20 protein-coding genes are annotated in these 20932 nt (G+C 69.1%); 7 read left to right on the plus strand and 13 right to left on the minus strand.

The features are described from left to right. The first annotated feature begins 54 nt into the window (after window positions 1–54). Genes pilB through HIR79_RS12280 form a run of 3 tightly spaced genes read left to right on the plus strand, consistent with a single transcriptional unit; the run spans window position 55 to window position 4012 of the window. Window positions 55–1854 (plus strand): type IV-A pilus assembly ATPase PilB, encoded by a 1800-nt coding sequence (gene pilB / locus HIR79_RS12270; RefSeq protein ID WP_169958582.1) that lies wholly within the window; start codon window positions 55–57, stop codon window positions 1852–1854. A gap of 52 nt (window positions 1855–1906) precedes the next feature. Further along, window positions 1907–3142 carry a type II secretion system F family protein gene (locus HIR79_RS12275; RefSeq protein WP_169958583.1) on the plus strand — a complete coding sequence of 412 codons (1236 nt, stop codon included), beginning with the start codon at window positions 1907–1909 and terminating at the stop codon, window positions 3140–3142. Window positions 3143–3163: 21 nt separating this feature from the next. Then, window positions 3164–4012: a prepilin peptidase gene (locus HIR79_RS12280; RefSeq protein WP_169959573.1), complete on the plus strand. Its 849-nt coding sequence runs from the start codon at window positions 3164–3166 to the stop codon at window positions 4010–4012. Between the two features lie 132 nt (window positions 4013–4144). Here HIR79_RS12280 and HIR79_RS12285 read toward each other — a convergent pair whose 3' ends face one another. The 3 genes from HIR79_RS12285 to HIR79_RS12295 all read right to left on the minus strand — a co-directional run bounded on the left by HIR79_RS12285 (window position 4145) and on the right by HIR79_RS12295 (window position 6634). Beyond that, window positions 4145–4723 carry a hypoxanthine-guanine phosphoribosyltransferase gene (locus HIR79_RS12285; RefSeq protein WP_119020348.1) on the minus strand — a complete coding sequence of 193 codons (579 nt, stop codon included), beginning with the start codon at window positions 4721–4723 and terminating at the stop codon, window positions 4145–4147. A gap of 45 nt (window positions 4724–4768) precedes the next feature. Further along, complete coding sequence (nagZ, locus tag HIR79_RS12290) at window positions 4769–5776, minus strand: beta-N-acetylhexosaminidase (protein WP_169958584.1); 1008 nt, start codon at window positions 5774–5776, stop codon at window positions 4769–4771. A gap of 144 nt (window positions 5777–5920) precedes the next feature. Continuing rightward, complete coding sequence (locus tag HIR79_RS12295; protein WP_249322141.1) at window positions 5921–6634, minus strand: TetR/AcrR family transcriptional regulator; 714 nt, start codon at window positions 6632–6634, stop codon at window positions 5921–5923. Window positions 6635–6854: 220 nt separating this feature from the next. On the opposite strand from HIR79_RS12295, the gene lexA reads away from it, so the two are divergent. The 3 genes from lexA (at window position 6855) to HIR79_RS12310 (ending at window position 9731) form a co-directional block, all read left to right on the plus strand. Continuing rightward, window positions 6855–7505 carry a transcriptional repressor LexA gene (gene lexA / locus HIR79_RS12300; protein ID WP_169958585.1) on the plus strand — a complete coding sequence of 217 codons (651 nt, stop codon included), beginning with the start codon at window positions 6855–6857 and terminating at the stop codon, window positions 7503–7505. Between the two features lie 20 nt (window positions 7506–7525). Beyond that, window positions 7526–8575 carry a DNA polymerase IV gene (gene dinB, locus HIR79_RS12305; protein ID WP_169958586.1) on the plus strand — a complete coding sequence of 350 codons (1050 nt, stop codon included), beginning with the start codon at window positions 7526–7528 and terminating at the stop codon, window positions 8573–8575. 721 nt (window positions 8576–9296) lie between these two features. Continuing rightward, the gene (locus tag HIR79_RS12310) at window positions 9297–9731 is read left to right on the plus strand and encodes an REP-associated tyrosine transposase (RefSeq protein WP_169958587.1); all 435 of its coding nucleotides are present in this window, start codon (window positions 9297–9299) and stop codon (window positions 9729–9731) included. Between the two features lie 327 nt (window positions 9732–10058). Here the strand turns inward: HIR79_RS12310 and HIR79_RS12315 are convergent, their stop codons facing one another. Both HIR79_RS12315 and purU read right to left on the minus strand, forming a co-directional pair. Next, window positions 10059–10730: an energy-coupling factor ABC transporter permease gene (locus HIR79_RS12315; protein WP_169958588.1), complete on the minus strand. Its 672-nt coding sequence runs from the start codon at window positions 10728–10730 to the stop codon at window positions 10059–10061. 33 nt (window positions 10731–10763) lie between these two features. Further along, window positions 10764–11618: a formyltetrahydrofolate deformylase gene (purU, locus tag HIR79_RS12320; RefSeq protein ID WP_169958589.1), complete on the minus strand. Its 855-nt coding sequence runs from the start codon at window positions 11616–11618 to the stop codon at window positions 10764–10766. A gap of 462 nt (window positions 11619–12080) precedes the next feature. Between purU and HIR79_RS12325 the strand changes: the two genes are divergently transcribed. Continuing rightward, window positions 12081–13706, plus strand: coding sequence for a ribonuclease J (locus tag HIR79_RS12325; protein ID WP_169959574.1), 1626 nt, complete (start codon window positions 12081–12083; stop codon window positions 13704–13706). A 348-nt stretch (window positions 13707–14054) separates the two neighbouring features. On the opposite strand, the gene HIR79_RS12330 is transcribed toward HIR79_RS12325, so the two are convergent. The 8 genes from HIR79_RS12330 to HIR79_RS12365 form a co-directional block, all read right to left on the minus strand. After that, window positions 14055–14345, minus strand: a complete 291-nt coding sequence (locus HIR79_RS12330) for an H-NS family histone-like protein (RefSeq protein WP_169958590.1) — start codon at window positions 14343–14345, stop codon at window positions 14055–14057. A gap of 187 nt (window positions 14346–14532) precedes the next feature. Then, window positions 14533–15525 carry a GTP 3',8-cyclase MoaA gene (gene moaA, locus HIR79_RS12335; protein WP_169959575.1) on the minus strand — a complete coding sequence of 331 codons (993 nt, stop codon included), beginning with the start codon at window positions 15523–15525 and terminating at the stop codon, window positions 14533–14535. 36 nt (window positions 15526–15561) lie between these two features. Continuing rightward, on the minus strand, window positions 15562–16011 hold the full coding sequence (gene moaE / locus HIR79_RS12340; protein WP_169959576.1) for a molybdopterin synthase catalytic subunit MoaE: 450 nt from the start codon (window positions 16009–16011) through the stop codon (window positions 15562–15564). Window positions 16012–16030: 19 nt separating this feature from the next. After that, complete coding sequence (moaC, locus tag HIR79_RS12345) at window positions 16031–16876, minus strand: cyclic pyranopterin monophosphate synthase MoaC (RefSeq protein WP_169958591.1); 846 nt, start codon at window positions 16874–16876, stop codon at window positions 16031–16033. Between the two features lie 10 nt (window positions 16877–16886). Then, window positions 16887–18179 carry a molybdopterin molybdotransferase MoeA gene (gene moeA, locus HIR79_RS12350; RefSeq protein WP_169958592.1) on the minus strand — a complete coding sequence of 431 codons (1293 nt, stop codon included), beginning with the start codon at window positions 18177–18179 and terminating at the stop codon, window positions 16887–16889. Continuing rightward, window positions 18176–18814, minus strand: coding sequence for a molybdopterin-guanine dinucleotide biosynthesis protein B (gene mobB / locus HIR79_RS12355; protein ID WP_169958593.1), 639 nt, complete (start codon window positions 18812–18814; stop codon window positions 18176–18178). Before mobB ends, moeA begins: the two co-directional genes overlap by 4 nt. 45 nt (window positions 18815–18859) lie before the next feature. Next, window positions 18860–19453 carry a molybdenum cofactor guanylyltransferase MobA gene (gene mobA / locus HIR79_RS12360; protein ID WP_169958594.1) on the minus strand — a complete coding sequence of 198 codons (594 nt, stop codon included), beginning with the start codon at window positions 19451–19453 and terminating at the stop codon, window positions 18860–18862. A 123-nt stretch (window positions 19454–19576) separates the two neighbouring features. Continuing rightward, window positions 19577–20881, minus strand: a complete 1305-nt coding sequence (locus HIR79_RS12365) for an MATE family efflux transporter (protein WP_169959577.1) — start codon at window positions 20879–20881, stop codon at window positions 19577–19579. Window positions 20882–20932 lie beyond the last annotated feature (51 nt).

Raw genomic sequence — 20932 nt, forward strand, 5'->3', positions numbered from 1 at the left:
CGGCTAGAATGGCCAGATGAAGCCGACCCGCCCACGCAAGCCAAGCGAGCGCCCATGAACGACTATCGCACCCCGCCGAGCGCCCCGCTCCCGGGCTCTTCACAGGGCTCGGCCCTGGAGAGCACCCGCCTTGATGCCACCGCGGGGCTGCGCGGCCTGGCGTGGCGCCTGGTGGCGGACGAGCGCATCAGCCACGCCGCGGCGGTGCGCGCCGAGGAAGAGGCCCGCGAGGGCGAGGTGTCACTGCTGGAGCACGTGATCGACACCGGGCTCGTCTCCGCCCGCCAGGCCACCCTCTCGGCGGCCTGGGAGTATGGCCTGCCGATGATGGACCTCGACGCCATCCGCCCCGAGACATTACCCCGCGCCGATGCCTTCCCCGAGAAGATCCTGCGCAAGCTCAAGGTGCTGCCGTTGGTGCAGCGCGGCCACCGGCTCACCGTGGCGGTGCCCTTCCCCTCCACGCTTGCCCTGCTCGACGAGCTGCAGTTCGCCACCGGCCTGACCCCAGAGGGGGTGCTGGCCCCGGTGGACCAGCTCGGCCCGGTGCTGGAGAGCTATCTCGCCTCCAGTGAGAAGAGCATGCTCGATGAGCTCAAGGGGGTCGACGATGCCATCGGCGAGCTGGGCTTCGCCGGCGAAGAGGAGAGCGGCGAGGTGGACGTGCAGGCCGCGGCGAGCGCGGCCAGCGAAGACGCGCCGATCATCAAGTTCGTCAACAAGATCCTGCTCGACGCCATCCACCGCGGCGCCTCGGACATCCACTTCGAGCCGTATGAAACCAGCTACCGGGTGCGCTTTCGCATCGACGGCATGCTGCATGACGTGGCCCACCCACCCTTCGCCATGCGCGCGCGCATCGCCGCACGCCTCAAGGTGATGTCGCGGCTCGATATCTCGGAGCGCCGCCTGCCCCAGGACGGCGCCATCAAGCTCCGGCTCTCCAAGACCCGCTCCATCGACTTTCGCGTCAACTCGCTGCCCACGGTGTATGGCGAGAAGGTGGTACTGCGGATCCTCGACCCCGCCTCGGCCCAGCTCGGCATCGAGCAGCTCGGCTTCACGCCGGAGCAGCGCGCCATGTACGAGACGGTGCTGGACCAGCCCCAGGGCATGATCCTGGTGACCGGGCCCACCGGCAGCGGCAAGACGGTGACCCTCTACACCGGCATCAACATCCTCAACGAGGTGGAGCGCAACATCTGCACCGCCGAGGACCCGGTGGAGATCAAGGTGCCCGGGGTCAACCAGGTGAACGTGATCCCCAAGATCGGCCTGGACTTCGCCAGCGCCCTGCGCGCCTTCCTGCGCCAGGACCCGGACGTGGTGATGGTGGGCGAGATCCGCGACCTGGAGACCGCCGAGATCGCGGTAAAGGCCTCCCAGACCGGCCACCTGGTGCTCTCCACGGTGCACACCAACTCCGCCGCGGAGACCCTCACCCGCCTGGCCAACATGGGCCTGGCGCCGTTCAATATCGCCAGTTCCGTGAGCCTGATCATCGCCCAGCGCCTGGCGCGCAAGCTCTGCAAGCACTGCAAGCAGCCGGCGGACCTGCCCCATGAGGCCCTGGCCGCCCAGGGCTTCACGGAGGAGGAGATCAATCAGGCCACCTTCTTCGAGCCGGTGGGCTGCAAGCACTGCACGAAGGGCTTCAAGGGCCGGGTGGGCATCTACGAGGTGGTGCCGATCAGCCACGCCATGAGTCAGCTGATCATGAAGAATGGCAATTCCATGGAGTTCAGCGACCTGGCACGCCAGGAGGGTTACCCGGACTTGCGCAGAAGCGGCCTGATGAAGGCGATGCAGGGGGTGACCAGCCTGGCCGAGATCAACAGGGTGACCAAAGACTAGCGAGTCGACCGCCAGAGTCGGCCTCCATCACAGGGAATGAAGGGACACCACTATGGCCACAGCACGGAAATTGCGCCCCGCCAAGGAGATCAAGCTCTACCGCTGGCGCTGGACAGGCAAGGGCCCCGGCGGTCGCAAGGTGGGGGGGGAGATCGTCGCCGCCCAGAAGGGCGAGGTGGAGAAGATCCTCGCCGGCCAGAACATCATCATCAAGAACGTGCGCCGCAAGGGCGGCTTCGGCGGCGGCATGGGCAAGATCAAGCCCCGCGACATCATGCTCTTCGCCCGCCAGATGGCCACCATGATCCGCGCCGGGGTGCCGGTGCTGCAGGCCTTCCAGGTGGTGGCAGAGAGCATCAAGAAGCCGGCCATGAGCGGCCTGGTGCAGGAGCTGATGAACGACGTGGCCGCCGGCGCCTCGTTTTCCGACGCGCTGAAGCGCCACCCACAGCATTTCGATCGGCTGTTTGCCAACCTGGTGGAGGCCGGCGAGCAGTCCGGCTCGCTGGACCGCATGCTCGACCGGGTGGCCACCTACAAGGAGAAGATCGAGCTGCTCAAGGGGCGCGTGAAGAAGGCGCTCTGGTACCCGGCGGCGGTGATAGCGGTGGGCATCGGCGTCACCGCCCTGCTCTTGATCAAGGTGGTGCCGCAGTTCGAGAGCCTGTTCCAGGGCTTCGGCGCGGAGCTGCCCGCCATGACCCGCATGACCATTGCCATGTCCGAGTTCGCCCAGGCCTACTGGTGGTGGGGGGTGCTCGGCATCGCGGCCTTCATTTTCTTCATCCGCACCGGCATGAAGAAGTCCGAGGCCTTCGCCTACCGCATGCACGCCTTCGCCTTGAAGGTGCCGGTACTGGGGGAGATCCTCGATAAATCCGCGGTAGCGCGCTACTCGCGCACCCTGGCCACCACCTTCGGCGCCGGCGTGCCCCTGGTGGAGGCGCTGGACACTGCCGCCGGCGCCACCGGCAACAAGGTCTACGAGCGCGCGGTGGCGCAGATCCGCGAGGACGTGGCCACCGGCCAGCAGCTCAACTTCGCCATGCGCATGACCGAGCAGTTCCCGCCGCTGGCGGTGCAAATGGTCGGCATCGGGGAGGAGTCCGGCGCGCTGGACGCCATGCTCAACCGGGTGGCGGACTACTACGAGGAGGAGGTCGACAACATGGTCGACACCCTCACCTCGCTGCTGGAGCCCTTCATCATCGTGGTGCTGGGCGTGCTGGTGGGCGGGCTCGTTATCTCCATGTACCTGCCGATCTTCGAGCTGGGCAGCGTGATCTAACCCGATAAGGACATCGTTTTGCTGGATCTTCCCCCTTCCCTGCTCTGGCCGCTGGCGGCCTTCGTCGGCCTGTGCCTGGGCAGCTTCCTCAACGTGGTGATCGTGCGCCTGCCGGTGATGCTGATGCTGGGCTGGCGGGCCGAGGCCCGCGAGGCGCTGGAGCTGCCGAGTGAGACGCAGCCGAGATTCAACCTGGCCACACCACGCTCGATGTGCCCGAGCTGCGAGACCCCCATCGCCTGGCACGACAACCTCCCGGTGCTGGGCTGGCTCAAGCGCCGCGGGCGCTGCGCGAACTGCGATGCGGCCATCAGCCCCCAGTATCCGCTGGTGGAACTGGCCGGCGGGGCGCTGACGCTCGCCGTGGTGGCGCTGTTCGGGCCGAGCTGGCAGGGGCTCTTCGTGCTGGGAGCCTGCCTTGCGCTGCTCGCCATGGCGGTGATCGACCTGCGCACCCAGCTCCTGCCGGATGTGCTCACCCTGCCGCTGCTGTGGGCGGGGCTTCTCTACCAGCTGCTGTTCCAGCCGCTACTGCTTTCGAACGCGGTGATCGGCGCCATGGCGGGGTATCTCACGCTGTGGAGCTTCTACTGGGCCTTCAAGCTGATCACCGGCAAGGAAGGGATGGGCTACGGCGACTTCAAGCTGCTGGCCGCGCTGGGTGCCTGGATGGGCTGGCAGGCTCTGCCACTGCTGCTGATCCTCTCCGCCGGGGTGGGGGCCATCATCGGCATCCTGGTGCAGCTGGCGGTGCCGCGGCTGCGCGGCGCCCCCATGCCCTTCGGGCCCTATCTGGCCCTGGCGGGCTGGGTGGCGCTGCTGGCCGGGGAGCCGCTGATGGCGGCCTATGGAAGGTTCTTCATGCTGTAGACGTGGCGATCCCCTGATGACACCGCCGGGCGCCTGCGGCGCCATTCGCCCGGCAGAGCCGATCTCCCACCAGTGGCCCCAAGCCTTGGCAGCCCTGCCATTCACCGGCAGAGCCGATCTCCCACCAGACCCCTACATCCCCTTGGGGGCGAAGATGCCGGGGGCGTTGCGCCAGTAGCCCTTGTAGTCCATGCCGAAGCCGAAGACGTAGCGGTCGGCCACCTCCAGGCTGCAGTAGTCGGCCTTGAGGTCCGGCACCGCCTTGCGGTCGTGCAGCTTGTCGACCAGCACCGCGGTGGAGATGCTGGCGGCGCCGGCCTCGCGGCAGTAGTCGAGGATGGCGGCCAGGGTGGCGCCCTCGTCGAGGATATCGTCGACGATCACCACGTGGCGGCCGGCCATGGGCACCTCCGGAGAGACGCGCCAGAACAGCTCGCCGCCGCGGGTGCCGCCGCGATAGCGCGTGGCGTGCAGGTAGTCCACCTCCAGCGGGAAGCCGAGGCGCGGCAGCAGGTGGCCGGTGGTGATCAGACCGCCGTTCATCACGCAGTAGAAGACCGGCAGCTTCTCACCCAGGTCGCGGGTGATCTCGTCGGCCATGCGGTCCAGGGCGCGCTCCACAGCCTCCTGGGTGATCAGGCAGTCGGCGTTGTCCATCACCTCGCGCATGTCGGCGAGGGACTGGTGAAAATCGGCATCGAGTTTGGGCATTGCGGTGGCTCGCGGTCGAAGGGTGTCGGAACTTGAAACTTGAACTCAGGCCAGGGCCTCGAGGTGGGCGTGGACCCGGCGCCAGCGGGAGAGCGCGGTGAGGCTTGCAAGCGCCGGGCGGGCGCGGGCGTAGCGCAGCCGGGTGAGGCGGCTGGCCCCCGGGCGCTCGCGGCAGGCCTCGATGACCTCCAGCGCCGCGGCGCGGTCGTTGCAGACCAGCAGCATGTCGCAGCCGGCGTCCAGGGCGGCCAGCGCCCGCTCGGCGGGGCTGCCGGCGCTGGCGGCACCGGCCATGCTCAGGTCGTCGGAGAAGATCACGCCCTTGAAGCCGAGGCTCTGGCGCAGCATGCCGAGCCAGGCGGGCGAGAAGCCGGCGGGGCGCGGGTCGAAGGCGGAGTAGACCACGTGCGCCGGCATCACGCCGTCGAGGCGGCCGGCGAGACGAGAAAAGGGCACGAGGTCGCGCTCGCGCAGGGCCTCGAGCGGGCGCGGGTCCACGGGAAGCTCCAGGTGGGAGTCCGCGGCCACGCCGCCGTGGCCGGGGAAGTGCTTGCCCACCGCGACCATGCCGGCCTCGTGGAGGCCATCGACGAAGGCGCCGGCCAGGGCGGCGACGACCTCGGGGTCGGCGGAGAGGCTGCGGTCGCCAATCACCGTGGAGGTGCCGTCGTCGACGTCGAGCACCGGGGCGAAGCTGAGATCCAGCCCGCAGGCGGCCATCTCCATGCCCAGCAGCCAGCCGGCGTCCTGGCAGAGCCGCCGGGTGACCTCGGGATGCTCGCCGAAGCCCGCGCCCAGGCGCGCCATGGCCGGCAGCCGGGTGACCCCCTGGCGCAGCCGCTGCACGCGGCCGCCCTCCTGGTCGATGGCCAGCAGGAGCTCCGGGCGCACCGCGCGGATGGCGCGGGAGAGCGCGCAGACCTGCTCGGCCGATTCGGTATTGCGGGCGAAGAGGATCACCCCGCCCACCTCGGGGCGCGCCAGCAGCTTTCGCTCCTCTGCGGTGAGGGCGGTGCCTTCCAGGTCAAGCATCACCGGACCGAGCTGGGTCATGTTCGCTTCCTTGGCTTCTTGCAAGCAGAGATTCTTCGCAGACAGACGTGAAAGGGGCCAGATTCTAGGGCAAAGCTGGCAGGAGTGACAGACACGCCACTACTGCCAGTATCACGAGGCGGCCTCCTCGCGATGGCCGGCCACTCAGGCCTGGTCTACCTGGCCTACCTGGCCTACCTGGCCTACCTGGCCTACCTGGCCTACCTGGCCTACCTGGTCTAGATGGGGCAGCGGGGCCTGCATGGCGGCCACCACCACCGGGCGCAGGCGCCGGATCAGCTCGCGCACCGTCACGTGCTCACCATAATCCTTCTCGGCGATATCGCGCAGGGCGTCAAGGCCGGAAAGGGTGAAGATCGCGGTGCCGAGCACGAAGTGCAGGCGCCAGAAGCGCTCGGCGTCGGGCAGCTCGGGGGTGGCCTGGCGCACCAGCTCGGTGAAACGGGTGAAGACGCTGCCGTACTCCTCCTGGATATAGCGGCGCAGGTGGCCCTGGGCCTGGCTGTAGGCGAGCCCCAGCAGGCGCATGAAGACCTTGAGGCTGTTGCGCTCGGCGGGCACCTCCAGCACGCTGCGTGCCATGGTCTCGAGCAGCTCCTCGAGGGGGATCACCTCGTCGCCGTAGCGCGCCTCGAGCTCGTCCAGGGCGCGGTGAAAGCGCTCGGTGAAGGGGTCGAGGTAGCGGGAGAACACCGCCTGGATCAGCGACTTCTTGGAGCCGAAGTGGTAGTTCACCGCGGCCAGGTTGACCCTGGCCTTGCTGGTGATGGTGCGCAGCGAGGTCTCGGCGAAGCCGCGCTCGGCGAACAGCACCTCGGCGGTATCGAGGATGCGGGTGACGGTGTCGGTCTGGGCCATCGGAGGAGTCCCGGTAATAAACAGCTGTTTCAAACGTGGCTAAATTGTAAGTCAGCCGTGGCCCTTGGCTCAATGCCCACAGCCCATGGGTGTTTTAAACGGTTTGTTCTATCGACAGCGCCAGATGCCCGCACAACCCGAATTACTGGATGGAACAACATGCTGTATACTTGATCACTGACGCATCCATCCAGTTGCCGCTTTCCGCTTCGGAGGTCGCATGGCACGCCCCCTCACCCAGCGCCAGCAGAACGTCTATGACTTCATCGTCAAGACCATTCAGGAGCTCGGCTATCCCCCCACCCGGGCCGAGATCGCCCGGGCCCTGGGCTTCCGCTCGCCCAACGCCGCCGAGGAGCACCTGCGCGCCCTCGAGAAGAAAGGCGCCATCCGCATGATCGCCGGCACCTCCCGAGGCATCCGCCTGCCCGCCCAGGAGCAGGAGGCCTCCGCCGAGGGCGATGTCCCCCAGCAGGGGCTGCCGATCATCGGCGAGGTGGCCGCGGGCAGCCCGATACTGGCCGCCGAGCATATCGACCGCTACTGCCCCCTGCCCCCGGAGTACTTCACCCCCCGGGCCGACTACCTGCTGCGGGTGCGCGGCCTCTCCATGAAGGATGTCGGCATCCTGGAGGGCGACCTGCTCGCCGTGCACCGCACCGAGAAGGTGCGCGACGGCCAGATCGTGGTGGCGCGCCTGGAGGAGGAGGTGACGGTGAAGCGCTTCTCCCGCCGCGGCCACGTGGTGACCCTGACCGCCGAGAACCCCGAGTTCGCCCCCATCGAGGTGGACCTGCGCCATCAGGCGCTGGAGATCGAGGGTATCGGCGTAGGCGTGATCCGCGGCGGCAGCGGCCAGGCGCTGGGCTAGGCATTTCCCGAGCCCGTGCCGTGAGAAAGATCCTCCACGCCGACTGCGACTGCTTCTTCGCGGCGGTGGAGATGCGCGACAACCCCGCCCTGGCCGAGGTGCCGCTGGCCATCGGCGGCAGCCCCGAGCGGCGCGGGGTGATCGCCACCTGCAACTACCCCGCCCGGGCCTTCGGCATCCACTCGGCGATGCCCACCGCCCGGGCGCTGCGCCTCTGCCCCCAGCTCACCCTGCTGCCCGGCAACTTCGACAGGTACCGCGAGGTATCGCAGCAGATCCAGGCGATCTTCCACGAGCTCACCCCCCTGGTGGAGCCCCTCTCCCTGGACGAGGCCTTCCTCGATGTCAGCGCGGTGGAGCGCTTCTCCGGCAGCGCCACCTGGATGGCCCGCTGGCTCAAGCAGGAGTGCCTGGCGCTCACCGGCATCACCCTCTCCGTGGGGGTCGCCCCCAACAAGTTCCTGGCCAAGATCGCCAGCGACTGGGATAAGCCCGATGGCCTCACGGTGATCACCCCGGATCGCCTGGAGTCCTTCCTCGCCGCCCTGCCGGTGAAGAAGCTCCACGGGGTGGGCCCGGCCACCGGGGCACGCCTGGAGGCCATGGGCATCACCACCTGCGCAGCGCTGCGCGAGGTGCCGCTGGAGCGGCTGCTGGAGGCCTTCGGCAAGTTCGGCAAACGGCTCTTCGAGCTCGCACGGGGCATCGACGAGCGCCCGGTACGCCTGGAGCGCGAGCGCAAGTCGATCAGCGTGGAGACCACCTTCGCCCGGGACCTGCCGGATCTCGCCAGCTGCCGCGAGGCCCTGGCCCCGCTCTGCGAGCGCCTGGAGGAGCGCCTGGCCCGCCACGGCCACCCGCCGCTGGCCGGGCTGGTGGTGAAGGTGCGCTTCGACGACTTCGGCCTGACCACCCTGGAGAGCCGCGGCCTGGCCCCCTCCCCCGCCAGCTACCAGGGCCTACTGGAGCAGGCCTGGGAGCGCCGGCGCCGCCCCGTGCGCCTGCTGGGCGTCGGCGCCCGCCTGCTGCCGGAGGCCGAGCGGCGGCAGCTGGTGCTGCCTATCGAATGAGTCCGCCTGGTGTGGCCAATTCCTGCTGGTGGGTATCCCGCTTCCACCGAGGCTATTGCGACTGGTGGGTATCCAGCGACCAGCAAGGCTGTTGCTACTGGTGGGAGCCACGCTTTGCGGGCGGTTCGACGCATCGACGAATGGAGACCGAAGGGCTCCTGGGCGGCATGCACTATCGCCGGCAACACCTCCGGGCGGCTTCGCCGCCATTCGCTCGGCAGAGCCGATCTCCTACCAGTAGCTGCAGGCCTTGGTGACCATCCCGCTACCACCGAGGCTGTTCCTTCTGGTGGGTATCCCGCTACCACCGAGGCTGTTGCTACTGGTGGGAGCCACGCTTTGCGGGCGGTTCGACGCATCGACGAATGGAGACCGAAGGGCTCCTGGGCGGCATGCACTATCGCCGGCAACACCTCCGGGCGGCTTCGCCGCCATTCGCTCGGCAGAGCCGATCTCCCACCAGTGGCTGCAGGCCTTGGAGATCATCCCGCTACCACAGAGGCTGTTCCTTCTGGTGGGTATCCCGCTACCACCGAGGCTGTTGCGACTGGTGGGAGCCACGCTTCGCGTGCGGTCCGACGCTTCGGCGAATCTCGAGGCCACAGCATCAGCCACAAACGCCATTCGGGGAAAACGCTGACAACGCCTCTGGCAGTCAGCTTACAGCCTGGTCTACTCCCTTGACCTAACCTTCATGCAGTCAAGGGCCGGGGGCTGAAACATGGAGCGCTATCACACTCACTGCCTGCGGCGCGGCCGGGTTTCCCTTCCCAGACATTGCTACCTGGTCACCGTTGTGACCCAGCATCGCAAGCCGTGGTTTGGCGAGTTCACGAATGCCAGGCACGCGTGCCGCTGTTTCTTCACAGACTCTGTTCGGATGCACGGCGACACCCTGGCCTTCGTGGTGATGCCCGACCACATTCACTGGCTGATCCAGGTGGAAGGGGATCTCTCCGAGGCGGTTCGTATCTACAAGGCGCGGGTGTCACTGGCACTGGGCATGAAACCCTGGCAGCGTGGATTTCACGACCATGGACTGAGGCGTGAGGAGGACCTTCGTGCAGTGGCACGATATATCATTGCCAACCCGCTGAGGGCCGGACTCGTGAACAATGTGCTCGACTACCCCTATTGGGATGCTGCGTGGTTGTAGCCCCCTTCCAGGCCGGCAACACCGCCGGCAGAGCCGGTCTCCCCCCCCGTGGCTGCAGGCCTTGGAGGTCATCCCGCTTCTACCAAGGCTGTTCCTACTGGTGGGAGCCACGCTTCGCGGGGCGAAGGTTCAGGCCACCGCACCGTCAAGCAACACCGCTGGGCGGCTTCGCCGCCATTCGTCGAAGCGTCGAACCGCCGGCAGAGCCGATCTCCCACCAGTAGCTTTATGCAACAGGAAGCACTCGCTTGCCATAGAGGCTTACTGCTACCTCAGCGGCTATTCCTTCTGGTGGGAGCGCTCATAACCCAGAAGAAGGGAAGCGCCCTATTTGGTATCGATATAGCGATGGTCGTTGAAGGTGGCGACCCAGCTCGGGTGGTAGACCAGCAGGATCGCCATCAGCATGCCGGTGATGAAGGCCTCGGAGGGCATCAGCAGCGGCAGGAAGCGGGCGTACTCCATGGCCTGATAGAGGGCGTGGGCGTCATCGGCACCGAGCATCATCAGCCCCACGGCCACGAGCCCCGCGGCCAGCGTGGAGAGCGCGGCGCCGAAGAAGCCGCAGACAAACAGGAAGACCATCAGGTTGTCGGGCAGGCGGCGGTCTACCAGGCGCCAGATCAGCACCGTGACCAGCGCAGGCATGACGCCGGTGACAAGCAGGTTGACGCCGAGCAGCGGCCAGTCGACGCGGCCGGTGACCACCGCCGCGAGGTTGACGATCAGAATCGTGACCAGCGCCAGCGGGGCCTTGAAGACCAGGGTGAGCAGCGCGGTGAACATCAGGTGCAGGGAGAGCCACTCCACCGCCTGGGCGCGCAGCTGCCACATCAGCAGCACCGCCACGCTGGCGGCGAGCCAGCGGTGCTGCAGGGCAGTGTCGGCCAGCAGCGCACGCCAGGGGCGCTGGGCCAGCGCCAGCCCGTAGAGCACGAGCGACACCAGCGCGCAGAGCACCAGCAGCCAGGGGGCGAGCACCGCTTGGGAGAAGGACATGGAGCGCCTCTCGTCGACCCGCGTCTCGCCCGATCAGGCGAAGACGACGGTCTTGTTGCCGTGGATCAGCACGCGATCCTCCAGGTGCCAGCGCAGCCCGCGGGCCAGCACCGCCTTCTCCACGTCGCGGCCGAAGCGCACCAGGTCGCCGGGGGTGTGGCAGTGGCTGACGCGGTGGATGTCCTGCTCGATGATGGGGCCGGCATCCAGCTCCTCGGTGACGTAGTGGCAGGTGGCGCCGATCAGCTTCACGCCGCGCTCGTAGGCCTGGTGGTAGGGCTTGGCGCCGGCGAAGGAGGGCAGGAAGCTGTGGTGGATGTTGATCACCCGCCCGGCGTAGCGTTCACAGATCGACGGCGGCAGGATCTGCATGTAGCGGGCCAGCACCACGCAGTCGGCGCGCACGTCATCCACCAGGCGCACCACCTCGTCGAAGGCGGCCTGCTTCTGCTCGGGCTGCACCGGCACGTGGTGGTAGGGAATGCCGTGCCACTCCACCAGACCGCGCATGGTCTCGTGGTTGGAGATCACCGCGGCGATGTCGCAGTCGAGCTCGCCGGCGGTCCAGCGGTAGAGCAGGTCCACCAGGCAGTGGGACTCCTTCGAGACCATCAGCACCACCCGGGGGCGGTTGCGGGTGTCGGTGAGCGCCCAGGTCATATCGAATTCGTCGGCGATGGGGGCGAAGGCCTCGCGCAGCGCCTCGGGGGGCATGCCGATGGAGTCGGCCAGGATCTCGTAGCGCATGAAGAAGCGCCCGGTCTCGAGGTCCGAGTGCTGGCTCGCCTCGGTGATGGAGCCGCCGTGGCCGGCGATGAACCCGGAGACCCGGGAGACGATGCCCACTCGGTCGGGGCAGGAGACCACCAGGCGGTAGTAGTGTGACATGGCGTGCCTCTGGTTTGGCGTTGGGGGCTTGGCTTTGGGCTTGGGCTGGAATCGGGGTGCGACAGTGTAGCGAAAACAGCAGGTTCCGGCATCCATGCTATACAGCGCCAGATATTGAGAGGCGCATAAAGGGGCGCCGGGGATGGCTCACCGAGGGGGTCCTATGCCAGGGATGGCATCGGTAGCGTACAGGGAAGTATTCACAGCGCCCCCGAGGGGAGCCGTCCCCGGGGTAGCCCCGTCCTGCGATGACTTGGGGCCCCTCTCGACTGCCCTAGCCCCGTCACTCGATGGCCCGGGATGTGCCCTGCGCGTCGTTGTGGCTGCCCCGGGCCTTCCCGTATAGTGAAACAACACTTTCCGAGCCCGCGCCTGCCGATGCCACAGCCCAGAGTCCAGATTCGCCCCCGCCGCCGCCCTCCCCTGCACTTCCTGCCGCTGGGCGGCTGCGGCGAGATCGGCATGAACCTGAGCCTCTATGGTTTTGGAGAGCGGGGGACGGGAGAGAGGGGCCCCGAGGAGGAGTGGATCGCGGTGGACTGCGGCATGATGATCCGCCAGGACCTCCCCGACAGCCCGCTGCAGGTGCCCAACCTGGACACCCTCACCGCCCTGGGCATCCGCCCCCGGGCGCTGATCATCACCCACGGCCACGAGGACCATATCGGGGCAGCCGCCTGGCTGTGGCCTCAGTGGGGCTGCCCCATCCACGCTACCCCGCTGGCCGCGGGCCTGCTGCGCGCCAAGTTCATCGAGCGCGGCCTGGCCACCGATGCCATCAGGGTGATCGAGCCCGGCGAGGCGCTGGAGACCGGTCCCTTCACCCTGCGCTACCTGCCACTGACCCACTCGATCCCCGAGAGCTGCGCCCTGCTGCTGGCCGCCGGCGAGCACCGGGTGCTGCATACCGGCGACTGGAAGCTCGACCCTGAACCGCTGATCGGAAAGCCCATGTCGGCGGCCACCTTCCGCGCCATCGCCCCGGTGGACCTCGTCGTCGGCGACTCCACCAACGCTCCCATGCCGGGCCACTCGCGCAGCGAGGGCGAGGTGGCCCGGGCGCTCGAGCACACCATCGCCCGCTGCGAGGGGCGCGTGGTGGTCTCCTGTTTCGCCAGCAACCTGGCGCGGGTGCTGGCCATCGGCCGCGCCGCTCAGCGTGCCGGCCGCCGGGTGAGCCTGATGGGCCGCTCCATGGAGCGCATGGTGGGGGTGGCTAGGGGCCTTGGCTACCTCGACGATTTCCCGGCCCTGGTGCCCGTCTCGGATCTCGGCTACCTGCCCCCCGACGAGGTGCTGGTGATCGCCACCGGCAGCCAGGGCGAGCCTCGGGCAGCGCTGAGCCGCCTCGCCCGCGGCCGCCACCACGCTATGGAACTCGGCGCGGGGGACAGCGTGATCTTCTCGGCCAAGGCGATTCCCGGCAATGAGCTCTTGATCGAGCGGCTCAAGAACGGCCTCAAGCGGCTGGGAGTGACCCTGCTCGACGAGTTCAGCCACCCGGAGCTGCACGCCTCGGGCCACCCTGCCCAGGAGGAGCTGCGCACCTTCTACGGCTGGGTGAAGCCGCGCCACCTGCTGCCGGTGCACGGCGAGCCCCGCCACCAGCAGGCCCACCGGGAACTGGCCGAGGCGCTGGGCATCCAGGCGCCGCTGATCCCCCTCAACGGCGATCTGATCCGCCTGGACGCCGAGGGGCTCTCCCTGGTGTCCCGCCACCCCCAGCCCCCCTGCATCGTCAGCCAGAACGCCGTGGCCCCGCTGCCCGGCCTGGCCGGCCCGAACCAGGGACCGCGCCACGGCAGCCTCTATCTCGCGCTGTCGGTGACTGCCACCGGCGAGGGGGGCTGGACACGCATCGGCCGGCTGATGCTGGACGCCAGCCAGGCCAGCCCCATCGACGAGGAGGCCTTCACCGACTGGCTGGACGAGACCCTGGAGACACTGACGGGGGATACCCTGGCGGAGCTTCGCCTCGCCCTGCAGCCGCGCCTGATGGGCTGGTTCGCCGACCACCTGCGCCGCCTGCCGGAGATTCACCTGCAGATACTGGCCGTGGAGGCGCCCTCCGCCAGCGAGCTGGGGTAGTTAATGCGCCAGTGACCGAGTTGCCAAAGAGGCAAAAGAAAGCCGCTCATTGAGCGGCTTTTTTATTGCTTCAGTGGTATCCGAATAACCCTCAGGCTCGCGACCACTGGTGGGAGCTGGGCTCTGCCCGGCGAATGGCGGCGAAGCCGCCCAGCGGTGTTGCAGGCCAATGTTGTGGCCTCCGCATTCGCCCCGCAAGCGTGGCTCCCACCAGTAGGATCAAGCCTCCGAAGCCAGATGAACCATCGGCCTTCTCTGGGCACAGCTGAGCTATCACCTGAAGGAACAGGCATCAAGGTCAGCCTGTTGACCACTAAGGCTATAGATTACTGGTGCGAGCTGAATCCATCACGCCTTGGTGGCGTTCTTCGGCGGACGGCCGCGCTTGCGACGCGGCGGGTCGAGCACCAGATCGTCGACGGAGAGGCCCGCCTCGCTGATGGCCTCGAGGATCTCGGAGCGCTTGCGCTCCTTCTGCAGTTCCTCTTCCTGGCGCTGGCGCTCTTCATCCTTCTTCTGCTCGATCACCTCCTCGATCACCTCGGAGAGCTTGTGCAGCTGCTCCATGCTGAGCTGACGAGCGGCGGCGCGAGCGACGTTCTTGTTGCGAGCGATGCGCTCCAGGGATTCGCTGGACATGGGTCCCCTCCTGAACCGGAATTTAACGAGACGGGTTATGCGTGTGTGTAGGGGAAATGTATATGCATCCTGGCCGGATTGGCAAGAAAAGCCGCCTGAATGCACCAAGTAAAGCGGGCAACAAATGCCCGCCGCGATCTGAGATAGGGGGAAGGAAATGACCGGGAAAGGCGGCCGGCAGGAGAACTCAGCCGCCGGTCATGTTCATGAAGCGCACCACCTGGACGTCTCCGTCGGTGGTGAAGTGGTGGCGCTCGGGCTTGAGCGGCATGGCCGCCACGATCGCCCGTTTGAGGGCGTCAATATTGCCCGGGTGGGCGCGCAGCACGCGGCGCAGGTCCACCGAGTGCTCGTTGCCGAGACAGAGCAGCAGCCGCCCCTCCACGGTGACGCGAACGCGGTTGCAGGTGGCGCAGAAATTGTGGCTGTGGGGCGAGATGAAGCCGACGCGCGTCTCACTGTCGGCCATGCGAAAATAGCGCGAGGGGCCGAGGGTGCTCTCGGTGGTGGGGGTCAGGGGATAGCGGGTCTCGATCAGCGCCTGGACCTCGTCGCTGGAGCAGTAGGTCTCGTCGCGGCGGTGGTCGGAGACATCGCCCAGGGGCATCTCCTCGATAAAGCTGATGTCGAGCCCCTCTCGGCGGGCGAACTCCACCAGGTCGATCACCTCGTCGTCGTTGCGCCCCTTGAGGATCACCGCATTGAGCTTGATGCGCGCAAAACCGGCCTCACGGGCGGAGCGGATGCCGTCGATGACCCGGGCGAGGTCGCCGGTGCGAGTGAGCTGGCGAAAGCGCTCGGGATCCAGCGAGTCCAGGCTGATATTGAGCCGGGTCAGGCCCGCCTCGCGCAGCCGCCCGGCGAGCTTCGGCAGGCTCGCCCCGTTGGTGGTCATGGCGAAGTCCTTGAGCCCCGGCAGCGCGCCGATCTGTTCCACCAGCTGGTCGATGTCGCGCCGCACCAGGGGCTCACCGCCGGTGAGGCGCACCTTCTCCACCCCGAGCTCGACGAAGGCGCGGGCCACCAGGGCGAGCTCCTCCAGGGTCAACACCTGGGCGCGAGGCAGGAAGGTCATCTCCTCGCTCATGCAGTAGACGCAGCGAAAATCGCAGCGGTCGGTCACCGAGATGCGCACATAGCGCACGCGCCTGCCGAAGTCGTCGATCAGTGCCTGGGGCAGTGTTGTCATTGTCGTCCCTCGTGCGTGTCGCGCGAATCAGGTCGTCCAGCGGTCGGCGTCTTCATGGTCGGAGTAGCGCTCCGAGACCCAATAGTCGCCGTCGCTGGCGTGTTCCTTCTTCCAGAAGGGGGCGCGGGTCTTGAGGTAGTCCATGATGAAGTCACAGGCCTCGAAGGCCGCCCGTCGATGGGCGCTGGCCACCGCTACCAACACGATAGGGTCTCCGGGCGCCAGGCGTCCAATCCGGTGGATCACGCGCACTCCGTCCAGGGGCCAGCGGCCCCGGGCCTCGTCGACGATGGCCGCCAGGGCCGCCTCGGTCATGCCGGGGTAGTGCTCCAGGGTCAGGGCGGTGACCTCAGGGCGTTCGTTGAAGTCGCGCACCAGGCCGGTGAAGCAGACCACCGCACCGATATCGGTGCGCCCGTCCAGCAGCGCCCGCTGTTCGGCGCCGGCATCGAAGGGCGCCTCTTGCACGCGAATCATCTGGGCTGGGTTCATGGTCTCAGCCTCCGGTGACGGGGGGAAAGAAGGCCACCTCGTCCTCATCGGTGAGCGGCGTGTCGTCGCCGGCCATCACCTGGTTCACCGCGCACAGCACCCGCCCCTCGTTGAGGCCGGCGAAGCGCGGATCCAGCACCGTCAGCGCCGTCTTGAGGCCGGCGACATCGGCCCGCGGCAGGTCGGAAAGCGGCACGGAAATATCGCCGACGCCGAGGCGCTCGCGCAGCTCCGCCAGGCACTTGACGCGGATGCAGGGGGCGGCGATATCGCAGCGGCTGCCCACGGCCACCTGGCCGCCCTGCCCCTGACCGGTGACGATGGGGCCCTCGGCACCGGTGACCACGGCGCCCTCTCCCGCTGTCTCGCCCGGGACCTCCCCGCGGCGATAGTCGCCGGACTTACCGCCGGTCTTGGTGTCGAGGCGGATGGCGTCGATCTCCATGCCCTTGTCCACCGCCTTGCACATATCGTAGAGGGTCAGGCAGGCCACCGAGACGGCAGTGAGAGCCTCCATTTCCACCCCGGTGCGGCCGTTGAGCCGGCAGGTGGCGAAGACCTCCACGCAGCTCTCGGCCTCATCGAGGGTGAAGTCGATGGCCACCCTGGAGAGCGCCAGGGCGTGGCAGAGCGGGATCAGCTCGTGGGTGCGTTTGGCGGCCTGGATGCCGGCGATGCGCGCCGTGGCCAGCACGTCGCCCTTGGGCAGGCCGCCCTCGGCGAGCAGCGCCAGGGTCTCCGGCAGCATGCGAATGCGGCCGGAGGCGCTGGCCTCCCGGCGGCTCTCCGGCTTGTCGGCGACGTCGACCATATGGGCCTCGCCGCGGGCGTTGAGATGGGTCAGTGACATGGTCGATGCCTCACGGAAAACGGAACAGGGGTTGGATGGTCACCGCCTCGCCGGCGGCCACGGTGGCGCGCTCGGGGGCGATCTCGATCAGGCAGTTGGCCTGGACCATGGAGGAGAGGATGCCGGAGCCCTGGGCGCCGGTGACGGCGACCCGCAGCCGCCCGTCGCCGTCGCAACGGTAGACGCCGCGCAGCAGGTCGACGCGCCCGACGCGACTGGCAAGCTCGTGGTCGGCCAGGGCGGTCAGCCGCTCGGGGGCCCCGGGCGCCCTTCCCTGCTGCTGACCTTGCAACCTGGCCAGCAGCGGGGCGGCGACCTGCAGGAAGGTGACCATGGCCGCCACCGGGTTGCCGGGCAGCCCCAGGAAGGGGACGCCCCGGGGGCCGAGACGCCCGCAGGCCAGGGGGCGGCCGGGGCGGATGGCGATCTTCCAGAAGCCGAGCTCACCCTGCTCGGCCAGCGCCGCCCGGGTGTGGTCGGCATCGCCCACCGAGACCCCGCCGCTGGTGATCACCAGGTCCGCCTCGGCGGCGGCCCGCGCCAGGGCCGCGGCGATGGCGTCGAGGGCATCGGGCAGGATGCCGAGGTCGAGCACCTCGGCGCCGTGCTCGGCGGCCAGCGCCATCAGGCTGTAGCGGTTGGCATCGAAAATGCCCGCCGCGGGCAGCGGCTGGCCCGGCGCGGTGACCTCGTCGCCGGTGGAGAAGAGCGCCACCCGGGGACGGCGATGCACCGCCACCTCGGCGAGCCCCAGGGAGGCCAGCAGGCCGAGCTCCGCGGCGGCCAGGCGGGTGCCGGCGGCCAGCGCCAGGGCACCGCGGGCGATGTCCTCGCCGGCGCGGCGGACGTTCTGGCCGCGACGGACCCGCTCTGGGCGGTCGACAATGGCCCAGCGCTCGCCGTCGGCGCCCTGCTCGTCCGCGACCTGCTCGCGCATGATCACGGTGTCGGCGCCGGGGGGCAGCGGCGCGCCGGTGGTGATGCCGGCACACTCCCCGGGGGCCAGCGGGCCTTCGGGGGCCTGGCCGGCGTGGATCTCGACCACCCGGCGAAAGCGCGGCGCGGGGGCGTCCTCGTCCCGGCGTCCGGTGGGCCAGGCCAGGGCGATGCCGTCCATGGCGGCGTTGGCGTTCTGGGGCACCGCGAGGGGCGAGATGGCGTCCTCGGCCAGCACCCGGCCGTGGGCCAGCGCCAGGGGCACGCGCTCGGCGGGCAGTGGGCCCGCCACCAGGGACAGCACCGCGGCCCTGGCCTCTTCCACGGCCAGCATGCGCTCGCCCAGTTCGAAGCAGGAGAGGGTCATGGCGAGACGCTCCCTGGGGACGCCGGGCTTGCAGCCCGCGGCCGGCGCTCCCTGGGCCAGCGCGCCGGCCAGGCGGCGATCCAGTCGGCCAGGGCCTCGTGGTCGTTGAGGTCCAGCGACTCGACGCCTTCCGGCAGCGCCAGGGGGGCATCGGCGGCCACCGCCCTCACCCAGGGGTCCTCGGCCACCCGCAGGGGCTTGCCCAGGGCCGGGCGGTGCAGCTCGAGCTTGGGCAGCGGCCAGGCCTTGAAGCCCTCCACCAGCACCAGGTCCGGCTGCTGGGTGGCCACCAGCGCCACCAGCCGGGCCAGGTCGGGCTCCTGCTGGCCGGGGGTCTCCATCATCATCGCCAGCCGCGCATGGGAGGCCACCAGCATGGGGGCGGCCCCGGCCTGGCGCAGGCGGTGGCTGTCCTTGCCGGGCTGGTCGACGTCGAAGGTGTGATGGGCGTGCTTGATCACCGCCACGCGCAGACCGCGCTCGGCCAGGCGCGGCAGCAGCGCCTCGAGCAGGGTGGTCTTGCCGGTGCCGCTCCACGCCGCGATACCCAGCAGCGGCAGCGAGGCCTCCAGCGTCAGCGGCAGTGGCGCCGGGTCGCCGCTCGGTGTCGGTCGGGGATCGGGGGTCGTGCTCATGGGTCGAGGCTCATCGGGCTCGCGTCGTGGATCGGTGGGCATGGGTCAGGAGGCCTGGCCAGGCGCCGCTTCCAGGCGCTGCCTGTCGTCTTCGGTATTGAGGTTGGCGAAGGCCGCCGGGCAGTCGGAGAAGTCGACCCGGCACCAGGCGTGGCGGGCATACCAGCGGTCGATCTTGCGCTCGCCGCCGGCCAGGGCCGCGGCGAGGTCATCGGCCAGTGCCGTGCGGATCAGCGCCACCACCGGGTGCAGGCGTTCGCCGTCGCAGGCCACGGCGATATCGGCATCGCCCAGGCCCGCCACCAGGCGCGCCACCAGCTCCTCGGGCAGCGCGGGGGTGTCGCAGGGCACCACCACCAGCCAGGGGGTGGCAGCGGCGCGCAGCCCGCTGTAGATGCCCATCAGCGGGCCCTGGAAGCCGCCCTCGGCGTCCTCGATGACGCGATCCCCCAGGGCGGCGTACTCCACCTGGCTGCGGTTGGCGTTGATCAGCACCTCGGCAACCCGGCCGGCCAGGCGCTCGCGCACATGGGCCACCAGGGGGCGGCCGTGGAAGGCCACCAGCCCCTTGTCCACGCCGCCCATACGGCGCCCCTGGCCGCCGGCCAGGATCAGCCCGGTGAGTTCGTTTGGCGTCATCTTGGCCCCTCCTGTGGTCTGCCCCCATGATGCCTGAGCCGGCCACCGGGTGCCACGCTGCGCCGCCGCGTAACCCCTTGTCGTGACACGGGTCAAACGGCCGAGCGGCCAGGGCTCAGGCGGTCAAGGTGAGACGGCGGGCTTGGCCTCCCGGCTCACGCGGCGCCTCGGGCTTGCCAGGATGCGCCGCAGCACCCGCCAGGCGGCCAGTCCGGCCAGCAGATTGCCTGCCGCGGCGCCGGCGGCGAGCCCCGGCAGGCCGCCGAGGTAGGCCCCCAGCCACAGGCAGGGCAGGTAGAAGAGGAACAGTCGGGCGGCAGACATCAGCATGGCACGCAGCGGCCAGCCCAGGGCGTTGCCCGCCGAGACCACGATCATGCATACCCCCAGCGCCGCGTAGCTGGGCAGCAGGAAGCGGATCAGGGTGGCGAGGTCGTCGCGCACCTCGGGATTGCCGGAGAGCGCCAGCGCCACCCAGGGGGCGACCAGGGCCATGAGCAGGCCAAGCCCCAGCTGCCACACCACGATCACCCTGAGCGCCAGGCGCAGCAGGCGGTGCACCTGGTCCCAGTCGCCGGCGCCGTAGCAGCGCCCGAGCCACGGCGGCAGCGACATGGTCATGGCCAGCACCACCATCAGCGAGAGGGTCTCCAGGCGGCTGGCCAGGCCCCAGGCCGCCACCGAGGCCTCGCCGAGCCCCGCCACCGCCGTGATGGCCAGCATGGCAGCCAGCGGCGGCATCAGCTGGCTGACCATGGCGGGGCCGGCAATGCCGGCGAAGGGGCGCGCCGACTCGCGCATCTCCTGGCCCAGCCCCTCGCGGGAGAGCCAGTCGGTATGGCCAAGGTGCCGCCCCAGCACCGCAAGGCCCACGCCGAAGGCGGCCACCGTGGCCCAGGCCGCCCCGGGCAGCCCCAGCCCCTCCCAGGGGCCGATGCCGAAGATCAGCAGCGGGTCCAGCACCAGGTTGACCAGGCTGGTGACCACCATCAGGGTGCCCGGCAGGCGGGTATTGCCGTGGGCGCGGAACAGGCTGTAGCCGAAATAGAGCCCCGCCCCCAGCCAGGCGGCCAGCAGCTGCGGCGCCCAGTAGCCGCGGATCAGCTCGCGGGTGGCCGCATCGGCCCCCAGCAGGCGGAACACCGGCGCCTGGATCGCCCACAGCAACAGCGCCAGCAGAGCGATGGTGGCGGTGCCGATCAGCAGCACCAGGCTGCCCAGCCGCCTGGCGCGGGCCTCCTGGCCGGCGCCCAGGGCCCGGGAGATCAGCGCAGCGATAGCGATGCCGAGCCCCACCTGGATGCCGATGATCAGGAAGGAGAGCGGAAAGGTGAAGGACTGGGCGGCCAGCGGCGCGGTGCCCAGTCGGGCGATGAAGGCGCTGTCCACCAGCTGGAAGCCGAGCAGCGCCAGCACGCCGATGGCCATGGGCCAGGTCTGCCGCCACAGGGTCACGCCCAGGGCGGGGGTCTTGTCGGA

The organism is Halomonas sp. PGE1 (assembly GCF_013000985.1).
Lineage (GTDB): Bacteria > Pseudomonadota > Gammaproteobacteria > Pseudomonadales > Halomonadaceae > Halomonas > Halomonas alkalicola.

What these genes read in the sequence shown, in the direction of transcription:
- HIR79_RS12315 (WP_169958588.1), bottom strand. Translation starts at nt 10,730, where the DNA reads ATGTCCTTCTCCCAAGCGGTGCTCGCCCCCTGGCTGCTGGTGCTCTGC.
- lexA (WP_169958585.1), top strand. Translation starts at nt 6,855, where the DNA reads ATGGCACGCCCCCTCACCCAGCGCCAGCAGAACGTCTATGACTTCATC.
- pilB (WP_169958582.1), top strand. Translation starts at nt 55, where the DNA reads ATGAACGACTATCGCACCCCGCCGAGCGCCCCGCTCCCGGGCTCTTCA.
- HIR79_RS12285 (WP_119020348.1), bottom strand. Translation starts at nt 4,723, where the DNA reads ATGCCCAAACTCGATGCCGATTTTCACCAGTCCCTCGCCGACATGCGC.
- moaE (WP_169959576.1), bottom strand. Translation starts at nt 16,011, where the DNA reads ATGATTCGCGTGCAAGAGGCGCCCTTCGATGCCGGCGCCGAACAGCGG.
- HIR79_RS12275 (WP_169958583.1), top strand. Translation starts at nt 1,907, where the DNA reads ATGGCCACAGCACGGAAATTGCGCCCCGCCAAGGAGATCAAGCTCTAC.
- nagZ (WP_169958584.1), bottom strand. Translation starts at nt 5,776, where the DNA reads ATGACCCAGCTCGGTCCGGTGATGCTTGACCTGGAAGGCACCGCCCTC.
- purU (WP_169958589.1), bottom strand. Translation starts at nt 11,618, where the DNA reads ATGTCACACTACTACCGCCTGGTGGTCTCCTGCCCCGACCGAGTGGGC.
- mobA (WP_169958594.1), bottom strand. Translation starts at nt 19,453, where the DNA reads ATGACGCCAAACGAACTCACCGGGCTGATCCTGGCCGGCGGCCAGGGG.
- HIR79_RS12330 (WP_169958590.1), bottom strand. Translation starts at nt 14,345, where the DNA reads ATGTCCAGCGAATCCCTGGAGCGCATCGCTCGCAACAAGAACGTCGCT.
- moaC (WP_169958591.1), bottom strand. Translation starts at nt 16,876, where the DNA reads ATGTCACTGACCCATCTCAACGCCCGCGGCGAGGCCCATATGGTCGAC.
- HIR79_RS12325 (WP_169959574.1), top strand. Translation starts at nt 12,081, where the DNA reads ATGAACCTGAGCCTCTATGGTTTTGGAGAGCGGGGGACGGGAGAGAGG.
- moeA (WP_169958592.1), bottom strand. Translation starts at nt 18,179, where the DNA reads ATGACCCTCTCCTGCTTCGAACTGGGCGAGCGCATGCTGGCCGTGGAA.
- HIR79_RS12310 (WP_169958587.1), top strand. Translation starts at nt 9,297, where the DNA reads ATGGAGCGCTATCACACTCACTGCCTGCGGCGCGGCCGGGTTTCCCTT.
- mobB (WP_169958593.1), bottom strand. Translation starts at nt 18,814, where the DNA reads ATGAGCACGACCCCCGATCCCCGACCGACACCGAGCGGCGACCCGGCG.
- HIR79_RS12365 (WP_169959577.1), bottom strand. Translation starts at nt 20,881, where the DNA reads ATGGCCATCGGCGTGCTGGCGCTGCTCGGCTTCCAGCTGGTGGACAGC.
- HIR79_RS12295 (WP_249322141.1), bottom strand. Translation starts at nt 6,634, where the DNA reads ATGGCCCAGACCGACACCGTCACCCGCATCCTCGATACCGCCGAGGTG.